Raw genomic sequence first — 9,511 nt, forward strand, 5'->3', positions numbered from 1 at the left:
GACCACATCCCGACAGGGAGAAAGTTTGACTTTGCCCGTGATCTCTTCCCTTCGCTTATGAATCAGGGCCATACACTGAAGGGATGGCTTGCCAGAGGTAACTGGACTGATGTCGGATCTCCTTCGATGCTCAGGCAGGCAGAGCGGTGGAAGCTGAATGAAGTTGGGATCACCACCATTCAGGGGACACTCAACGTACATAATGCACAGATCACCGGCCCGGTCAGGTTTGGAGACCTGATCACCCTTGGAGCACGGTCACGCGTTATCGGACCTGTTTCTGTCGGGAAAGGTGTGAACATCGGGGAGGATGTCATCATCGGCCCGTATACTTCCATTGGGGACAACTGCATCATCAATAACCGGGCGAAGATCTTCTCTTCATCCATCTACTCCGGAGTGAGCATCGGGACATGTTCAACCATCAGTGGGAGTATCATAGATAATGATGTGACCATCGGAGATCACTGTTCGATCGAACATGATACCGTCATCGGACCTCGCGCCATCCTGAGGGAAGGTGTGGTCGTTCATTCACGCACACGGCTCTGGCCTGAGGTGAATGTTAAAGAAGGGGAAGTTGTGAAGGAATATGTCCTTAATGACACCTTCGATACCAGATGTGAGGGATCATAACCGGGGATTAACCGGTTAATCGTGAGGAACAAGACGGTGGGTTATGGCGACAAGCGGATGCCGCGCGTAATCCATCACCTGAATATCGTCAAGAGTGAATAGTTTCATACTCTGCGCTGTTCGCTCAAGCCCAAGTTCCATATCTTCGGTGAAGGTGATGATATATGCATCAAGATTTTTAATGCCCAGTCTCTTTGCCGCAATTGCCCGGTGATGTCCATCCACCATGATCCATTTTCCAGGTCTCCGAACGACGATGACCGGCTCAGCCAGCCCTTTTTTAATCTCATACATCCGCCCTTCAAGTTCATCCTGATAGATCTTCGCCTGAGTTGGACGGAGTTTATCCACCGGAACCATTCCACGTTCCAGGGTCGGCTCAATTCCATAGAGTTTCTTCAGGGTTGTCATGAAGTTGAAGACCTTCTCTGGTGAGACATGCTCGATCTGGGAGCGGATAACATCGGCATTTGAGATGATCCCGACGAGTTCGTTCTTCTCATCGATCACCGGCAGTTTCTGTATCCCTGATCTGAATATGACCCTGGCTGCATCGGTGATACACATCTCCGGATCGGCTACGATCAGATGGCGCGACATGATCTCTCCTATCTTTGTGGAAGGATGCACCCCGATGATATCACGAGCCGCAATGTACCCGACAACCTTCTTCCCTCTGATAACAGGGAATCCGTCATGATGAGTCGAACGGATATGAGCGATAACATCCTTTACAGTACCCTCAGCTTCGACCGTCACGACATCATAGGTCATATAATCACTGACCCGTTTCTTCTCCATCGGTACTCTATTCTTCACAAAACACCATCAAAGCATCGGTAAAAAAAAGATTTATTCGATTGGAATCGACTGTCCCGCCTCTTTCGGACTCTTCAGCAGACGGATTTCAAGAACTCCGTTTGTGAAGGTTGCTTTTGCACCCTCAAGAACCACATCGACAGGAAGCCGTACCCTCCGGCACATCGATCCGAAGATCCTCTCCCGCATGAAATAATTCTCTTCCTCCTCCTTTTTCTCACTGCTACGCTCAGAAGAGATCTCTAGCGTTCGTGGATCAAAGAGCCGGATGCGGACATCCTCCTTCTGAACGCCGGGTATGTCGGCTACGATGACCAACTCGTCATTATGGTCGCAGACATCGACCCTGAACTCTCCTTTAATTGCAGGCATAAGGCGGTCACTAACACCCCCCGCTTCAGGCAGAAGCGTTTGGCTGCCGGAGAACATATCCTGGAACCGGGATTCCATCTCCGACATCATCTCATCGATTTCACGGCCGATCGATCCGAATGGATATCTTCGCTTATTCCATACCATAATCTAACCCTCCGTGCCATATCTTCCGTATGGCTAACCTTTTGTTAGTCTAAACTACCATATATAATTTCTTATAAGATCAGCTTGCCTGTGCTCTTCGGGATAAGGGCCTGTACTCCCCAAATTTCTGCTCAAGCTTGATGATATAGCCGATGGTCGTCCCCCGACAGTTCTTTCTTGAGATGACCGACATATGCACCATCCTTTTTTTACCGCCGCTCATCCTGATGATCATATCGTGACCGGTGCCGATTGCGATGCTCTCGCGTATGCGGTCCCAGAGGGTCAACTGCTCACCGACCATTGATGCTGCCGGTTCATAATTGATCACCTCTCCGATATATTTGAAGAATGCATCCTGATGGGAGAGAGATATCAGATGTTCAGCATAGGGATTGCTGAAGACGATACGACCCTCGGTATCAAGGAAGAGGAGACCTTCATCAAGATGAAGGAGTTCATGAAGCTTGCGCCCCTTTTTACCGAATCGATCGATATACATCTCATACGAATTGAGTGCTATCTCGATCGTACTATAGAGTTCACGGTCATTGAAGGGCTTTGTGAGATAACCAAATGGCCGGGCAACCTTTGCCCGTTCAATAAACTCCCCTCCCGAATGTCCGGTGCTGAAGACGACAGGTATTGAGAAGAACTCGAAGATATGCGTTGCAGCGATGATGCCATCACACACTCCGTTCAGACCAATATCCATCAGAACCAGATCAGGGTTCGTCGCGACCACCTGCATGATCGCCTCTTCACCACTTGCGGCTGTGCCGCAGATCGAATACCCAAGTTTCCTGAGCATGATCTCAAGTACTTGTCTGATCAGCGGATCATCTTCTACAATAAGAATCTCTGTCGTCTCCATCATTTCACCGCACTATTCTCGTTAATCTCATCCATCGAAAAGTACCCTATCTCATTAAAATATCGCCTGGCATCAGAGGATCTGACAAATGCGATGAATTGGGCAACCTCCGGATCCGGTGTTTCGTTCGTGACATAGGAGAGAGGCCGGGTAAGACCGGGGATATACTGTTGCTCTTCATTCAATCCTTCATCACGGAGCTCATGCAGAATGGATGATCGGATATCAGAACTCTGCCGAGGCAACGGTATCGTTGCACCCTGATCCAGGATACGGAGTATCTTCACCCCGGGATCATGTTCGGCATACCCAAAGTCAACAAATCCGATGGCGCCGGATGCTTCTTTGACGGCCTTGAGGACACCAGCATTCCCTTCCATCTCCAGCTTGGCAATCAACCCATGAGCACTTCGATCCAAGGTCCGGAGTGACTCATCCACCACCTTCTTTCCGGGGAATAGCCAGCTCGCAAAGACTTCTTCTGTCCCGGACTGATCCTGTCTCTGGACGACCACCCGGATATTTTGGATCTCCTGCATTGCAGATACATCATCATCTTCATCATTATACAGGGCTTGCAGCCCCTCGAAGGTGATGATATCACCGGGGTAATCCCTGCTTGCAATGACAACGATACCTGACCCCCCAATCTGATGAACCAGAAGTCCTGGATACGTCATCCGCTCTTCATCAAGAAGAGGCCGTGATAGTGCTCCTAACGCAACCTCACCTGATGCAGCTCTCCGGACACCGGTGCCTGAGCCGCCACCATCGACTCTGATGATGACACCCGGATGTGACCTCGAATAGACTGTTGCCAGAATCTCAGAGACCGGCTGAACGGTTGTGGATCCGGCTATGGTGAAGTCCACAACCGAATGAGAACCAGACACCGCATCCTCCTCCTCTGACCCGACACCAACTATTGCAAAATAGAGTGTAGCAAGCAGGAGAAGACCTGCTACAATCAGCACAACTGCAATTAACCACGAAATATTCCTCTGCCCCAATATACTCATATACCTGGTCCCCTCCTGACTGCTGCCAGATCGTCTGGCCAGTGTATACCATATCACCAGACCGGCTTAGCATCTCTGCATAGAGATATCGAAGGTAAAGAGACCTCTATAGATATCAGAGAGACCGAATGTTGGTCCGACCACTATATTCTCTGACAAGAGCGTTGATGCGGGTTCGAGGTTCAGTATCCGGTTGATGTCAGAAGAGAGAACCATGCATATCGGAGAGGGTATCGTTTTTTGGTGGTTAAGCCGATTCTCCGGGGTCTGTGATGGTCTCCACCATGCACTCCCCCGTTCACTCCGGATCAGGACACTCCTTTCGATCGGGATCTCATGTTGTATCATGACGGTACTCCTCTTCATCTCCTCTCAGATGATCGTGATGGGAGGTTTTGCTGCTCTTGAGGAGGGGGCAACCATACAAAATGTCGAGCGTGCTGAGAATGCGATGAATCAAGAGATCGCAAAACTGGAAGCGATCGCCTTCACCTGGGCACGTGCAGAGGAGACGAACACCTTCATCGAGTCACGCGACCACGCATACTTTCAGTCGGTATTCAGTGATGAAAAGTTCACCGGAGCCAATCTCAATATCATCCTCTTCATCGACCGGAATGGGGAGATTCTGAACCATAAATATATTAATCTGGATTATGGCCATGTGATGCCGACCCCACGAAGTCTCCTCTCGCAGATCTCTGAGCATGGTATAATTGATCAGAAAGGCATACTGGTACTCGGATCAGGGCCGATGCTCATCGCAACTTCCGCCATCAGACGGGGAGGAGCTGCAGAACCATCCGGTACCATTCTCGTCGGACGATACCTCGACTCGGTTGAGATGAAGGCACTCTCATCCCAGACGGATCTGGTACTATCGGTCTTTGAAAACCATAATCCAAACCTTCCCTCTGACATCCGTGAGGCACAGTCCCTACTTCTTGAGGGAGATTCGATCTCTGTCAGTCCTCTTAATGATCACACCGTTGCCGGATATATGCACCTCTATGATCTCAATGGAGATCCGGCACTTACCCTGAAGGTCGAGATGCCACGGGATATTTTTAAAAATGGGCAGTCAGCAATCCAGTATTCACTCCTCTCACTCGTCCTTCTTGGGATCATCAGCGGTGCGGTAACGATGATCCTCATGGAGAAGACCGTCCTCTCACCGCTCAGTCTGCTGAATACCAGGATCACAGCGATCCGAAAAGGTCAGTCCCTCTCCCAGAGGGTCGATTTCAGAGGTGAGGACGAGATTGCACAGGTCGCATCAGCTGTGGATCGGATGCTCGACTCCCTTGAGAGATCGCAGGATCTCCTCAAACAGAGCGAAGAGCGGTTCCGCCATCTCTTCAACGATGCTCATGATATGATCTTTACAACCGACAGGGATGGGTTGATCACCAGTACAAACAATATGGCTGAACTCCTGACGGGATATACGAAGGCAGAGATGATCGGAAGACCGATCTCACTGCTCCTCCCCTCTGACCGCAATGATGAAGAGCATGGCACCCAGTCATCTGAGGTGATCATCCAGACGAAGACCGGAAGAGAACGGGTTCTCGATCTCCATACTCAGCCGAGGATCATGAATGGGGAGTCCATCGGTTCTTTTGGAATTGCCCGAGACATTACCGAGAAGAGAAGGGTTGAGGAGGAGTTATCCCGGTACCGCAACCATCTTGAAGAGCTTGTAAGGGAGCGTACAGCTGCACTATCTACTATCAACCATGATCTCACTACTGAGATCGAGAAGAGGACTGCTGCGGAGGAGGAGAGCGCTGCTGAGAGAGAACGCCTTGCAGTTACACTCTCTTCCATCACAGACGGCGTCATCACGACGGATATGAAATCACAGATTATTCTGATCAACAATCCTGCAGCAGATCTGATCGGGAGTAGTCCGGATCTCCTGATACATCAGGAGATCAATGCCGTTCTCACCCTCAGCAATGAAGAGGGGGAGAGGATTCATATAAACACATTCTTACAGCAGGCAATGGGAGAGGGCAGACCAATCACTCTCTCAAAAGGACTGTACCTGGAAGGATCGAAAGAGACTGCCCACCCAATTGAGTTCTCGACAGCTCCGATCAGTGACAGAAGCGGAGAGACGATCGGATGCGTCCTTGTTATCCGTGACATCTCTGAGAGGAAACGTCATGAGGAGGAGCTGATCAAAATTGAGAAACTCGAATCTATCGGCCTTCTTGCCGGAGGTATCGCACATGACTTCAATAACATCCTCACAGCGATCACCGGGAATCTGATGATTGCACGGATGGAACTCCCTGAGGCGTCATCTGCCCTTGAACGCATAGAGCGTGCCGAGGAGGCGACACTCCGGGCCCGTGATATGACCCGGCAGCTGATCACCTTTGCAAAAGGGGGTGCACCTGTGAAGGCGACGACGGATATTTCAACGCTGATCAAAGAGACGACACTGTTTGTTCTTCAGGGAACCTCCTCAAAAGCTGAGATTACCATTGATCCTCATCTCTCTACCGCTGATGTCGACTCCGGGCAGATAAGTCAGGTGATCAGCAACCTCGTCATCAATGCGAATCAGGCGATGCGGGATGGAGGGATAATCACCGTTACTGCGAAGAATAGAACGTTATCAGAGGATACAGTAACTCATCCGGCAGGGAAGTATCTCCTCATCTCGGTCTCCGATCAGGGTTGTGGGATCAGCCCTGAGAATCTGAAGCGGATCTTTGATCCCTACTTTACCACAAAGAAGACCGGAAACGGACTTGGACTGGCATCATGCCTCTCAATAATCAATAAGCACGGGGGTACAATCGATGTCGAATCTGAGGAGGGAGGAGGAACGACATTCTCTATCTACCTCCCGGCATCCGGGGAAAAGGTACCATGTACAACCTGTACACTGCAGGACGAGGTGGTGAATGGGGGATCGATACTGGTGATGGATGATGATGAAGCGATCCTTGATATCACATCGGTTATCCTGACACAGCGGGGATATGAGGTCGCAGTCGCAAGAGACGGTGATGAGGCGATTGCACTCTATCGAGAGAGAGAGGAGGAGGGGAGAGGGTTTGATGCAGTTCTCATGGATCTGACCATCCCCGGCGGAATGGGTGGGAAAGAGGCGATGAATAATCTCAGAAGAGAGTTTCCGGATATCCGTGCAATCGTCTCCTCCGGATACTCTGATGATCCGGTGATGTCATCATACCGGGAGTACGGATTCTCTGCAGTACTCGAAAAACCATATCGTGGCCGGGATCTTATCTGCCTCCTTGAGCGAGTGATCAGATCAGGATACGAAGCTGGCACTTGATATCCAGCCTCACAAAAATATATCATGATAAAACTGCATGTAGCAGTATGCAGATGTTTGAGGGGCATGGGGTTTTTCCCCACTCATCCCGAACAGAAGTTTATCATCCACATACGTATTCCCGAGGATTAGAAGACGGGATACAGTATCCTGGCGACATACCCTTCAGATATCCCGCCCTATCCAGGAGAAGGGCATGATTAATCTTCTGTACGTCGATGACGAGCCGGGACTCCTTGAGATCGGACGACTCTTTCTTCAGAAGGATAGTGATATTAATGTCGACACAGCAGAGTCAGCTGAGATAGCCCTTGAATCGATGAAGACGATGAGCTATGATGCTATCGTCTCAGATTACCAGATGCCGGGGATGGACGGGCTCGCATTTTTGAAAGCGGTACGCTCCTCCGGAGATTCCATACCATTCATCATCTTCACCGGAAAAGGGCGTGAAGAGGTTGTTATTGAGGCACTGAACCAGGGTGCAGACTTTTACCTCCAGAAAGGGGGGGAACGAGATCACAGTTTGCCGAACTCGTGCATAAGATCAGACAGGCGGTGCGGCTCAGGCAGGATGATATCGCACTTGCCACGAGTGAGGAGCGTTTCCGGGCGATCGTTCAGAATGCTTCCGATATGATCAGAATCCTCGATTCTGAAGGGAAAATCATCTTTGATACCGGAGCTTCAGAGCGGATACTCGGCTATCAACCCGGTGAGACTCTGGGGAGAAGCCCGCTTGAATATATTCATCCTGATGATCTCAACTGCGTAACCGAAGAAATCCGGACCGTTTATCTGAGAACAAATTCCGGTGATCCCACAGAATTTCGGATCAGGAAAGCAGACGGCTCATATATCTGGGCAGAATCGATCGCAGTGAACCTCATCGGGGTTCCTGGTGTGAATGGCATCATCACCACCACCCGGTTTATTGACGAGCGGAAGAGAGCAGAGGAGAGTATCAGAGACTTTCAGCGTCGCGAGGCCGATATCATTAACTTCCTCCCGGATGCGACCTTCGCCATTGATACGGAGGGAAGGGTGATCGAATGGAATAAAGCGATGGAAGAGATGACCGGGGTAGTATCCGGAGATATCCTCGGTAAAGGGGACTATGAATATGCTATCCCATTCTATCATGAACGGCGTCCTCTCCTGATCGATCTGGTGTTCAAAGATGATCCTGCAATAGCAGAGAAGTACCCCTTCATAACACGGCGCAATGACACACTCTTCTCAGAGATCACCATCCCCCATCTCAGGAAGGGTGCCGGCGCCACCCTCTGGTTCACTGCCTCTGCCCTGTATAACAGCAATGGAGAACTGATCGGTGCCATCGAAGCGATCCGGGACATCACCGACTGGAAGAAAGCTGAGCAGGAGGTACATCAGAAACTTGACGAACTCTCTGCCGCTTTCGAAGAGATAGCCGCAACCGAGGAGGAACTCCGTCATCAGATGGAGACCCTTACCAGGACGGAACAGGAGCTGAGAGAGTCAAATGAGTTTCTGGAGGGGCTCTTCAACCATGCAAACGGACCGATCATCGTCTGGAATCGGGATGTAGAAATCACTCGGTTTAATTATGCAATTCAGAAGTTAACGGGGATACCTGAAGATGAGGCGATCGGGAAGAACCTCCGGATGCTCTTTCCGAAGGATTCAGAGGATGCCTCAATGAAGCTGATTCAGCAGGCGATCTCAGGTGAGGTCTGGAATGCTGTGGAGATACCGATCCTCTCACGCGATGGTACGATCAGAACGGTCCTCTGGAACTCAGCGAATATTCAGATCGGTGATGAGAAGAGGATCACTGCAACGATCGCACTCGGACAGGATATTACTGAACGCAAGAAGATTGAGAAGACCCTTCTTGAGAGTGAAAGCAGGTTCCGGGAGCTTACAGAGCTTCTGCCACAGGCGATCTATGAGACCGATCCGGAGGGGCGACTCACCTATGCAAACAGGATGGCTTTTGAGCTGTTTGGATATACCAGAGAGGATTTTGATGCAGGGCTGAATGCCCTCTCCATGATCCATCCGGATGATCTGTTGAGAGCGGTCGAGAGCTTTCAGGAAGGGGTTGCCGGGAAGAGAGAGGGGAGTATAGCGAATGAATACCGTGCTGTTTCGCAAAATGGGAGCATCTTTCCCATCATCGTCTATGCATCCCCGATTCTTCGGGATGGTGGTATTGCAGGTCTCCGGGGGATTGTCATCGATATCACCGAACAGAAACGATCAGAGGATGCATTAAGACGGGAGCAGGAGTTCACCCAGCTGCTCCTTGATACACTGCCGGTATTTTTTGTTGCGATCGGG

Annotated in this window: 7 protein-coding genes and 1 pseudogene; 4 read left to right on the forward strand and 4 right to left on the reverse strand. The window is 50.4% G+C overall.

All coding sequences use genetic code 11. The features are described from left to right. Positions 1-636 (forward strand): annotated as a pseudogene (locus Q7V06_RS05370) (NDP-sugar synthase); the annotation flags it as partial. Between the two features lie 15 nt (positions 637-651). On the opposite strand, the gene Q7V06_RS05375 reads toward Q7V06_RS05370, so the two are convergent. The 4 genes from Q7V06_RS05375 to Q7V06_RS05390 all read right to left on the reverse strand — a co-directional run bounded on the left by Q7V06_RS05375 (position 652) and on the right by Q7V06_RS05390 (position 3,822). Beyond that, a complete protein-coding gene (locus tag Q7V06_RS05375; RefSeq protein ID WP_304839156.1) occupies positions 652-1,437 on the reverse strand; it encodes a CBS domain-containing protein in 786 nt (261 codons plus the stop codon). A 51-nt stretch (positions 1,438-1,488) separates the two neighbouring features. Further along, positions 1,489-1,974 carry an Hsp20/alpha crystallin family protein gene (locus Q7V06_RS05380; RefSeq protein WP_304839160.1) on the reverse strand — a complete coding sequence of 162 codons (486 nt, stop codon included), beginning with the start codon at positions 1,972-1,974 and terminating at the stop codon, positions 1,489-1,491. A 79-nt stretch (positions 1,975-2,053) separates the two neighbouring features. Continuing rightward, positions 2,054-2,848, reverse strand: a complete 795-nt coding sequence (locus tag Q7V06_RS05385) for a response regulator (protein ID WP_304839163.1) — start codon at positions 2,846-2,848, stop codon at positions 2,054-2,056. After that, positions 2,848-3,822 (reverse strand): PstS family phosphate ABC transporter substrate-binding protein, encoded by a 975-nt coding sequence (locus Q7V06_RS05390; protein WP_304839166.1) that lies wholly within the window; start codon positions 3,820-3,822, stop codon positions 2,848-2,850. The genes Q7V06_RS05385 and Q7V06_RS05390 overlap by 1 nt, the downstream gene beginning before the upstream one ends. A gap of 241 nt (positions 3,823-4,063) precedes the next feature. Between Q7V06_RS05390 and Q7V06_RS05395 the strand changes: the two genes are divergently transcribed. From Q7V06_RS05395 to Q7V06_RS05405, 3 genes are all read left to right on the forward strand, one after another. Then, positions 4,064-7,186 carry a PAS domain S-box protein gene (locus Q7V06_RS05395; protein WP_304839168.1) on the forward strand — a complete coding sequence of 1,041 codons (3,123 nt, stop codon included), beginning with the start codon at positions 4,064-4,066 and terminating at the stop codon, positions 7,184-7,186. A 196-nt stretch (positions 7,187-7,382) separates the two neighbouring features. Continuing rightward, the gene (locus tag Q7V06_RS05400; RefSeq protein ID WP_304839173.1) at positions 7,383-7,826 is read left to right on the forward strand and encodes a response regulator; all 444 of its coding nucleotides are present in this window, start codon (positions 7,383-7,385) and stop codon (positions 7,824-7,826) included. After that, positions 7,745-9,511, forward strand: a 1,767-nt coding sequence (locus tag Q7V06_RS05405; protein ID WP_304839175.1) for a PAS domain S-box protein, incomplete at its 3' end; no start/stop codon positions are given. The genes Q7V06_RS05400 and Q7V06_RS05405, both read left to right, overlap by 82 nt.

The organism is Methanocalculus sp. (assembly GCF_030651615.1).
Taxonomy (GTDB): Archaea; Halobacteriota; Methanomicrobia; order Methanomicrobiales; family Methanocorpusculaceae; genus Methanocalculus.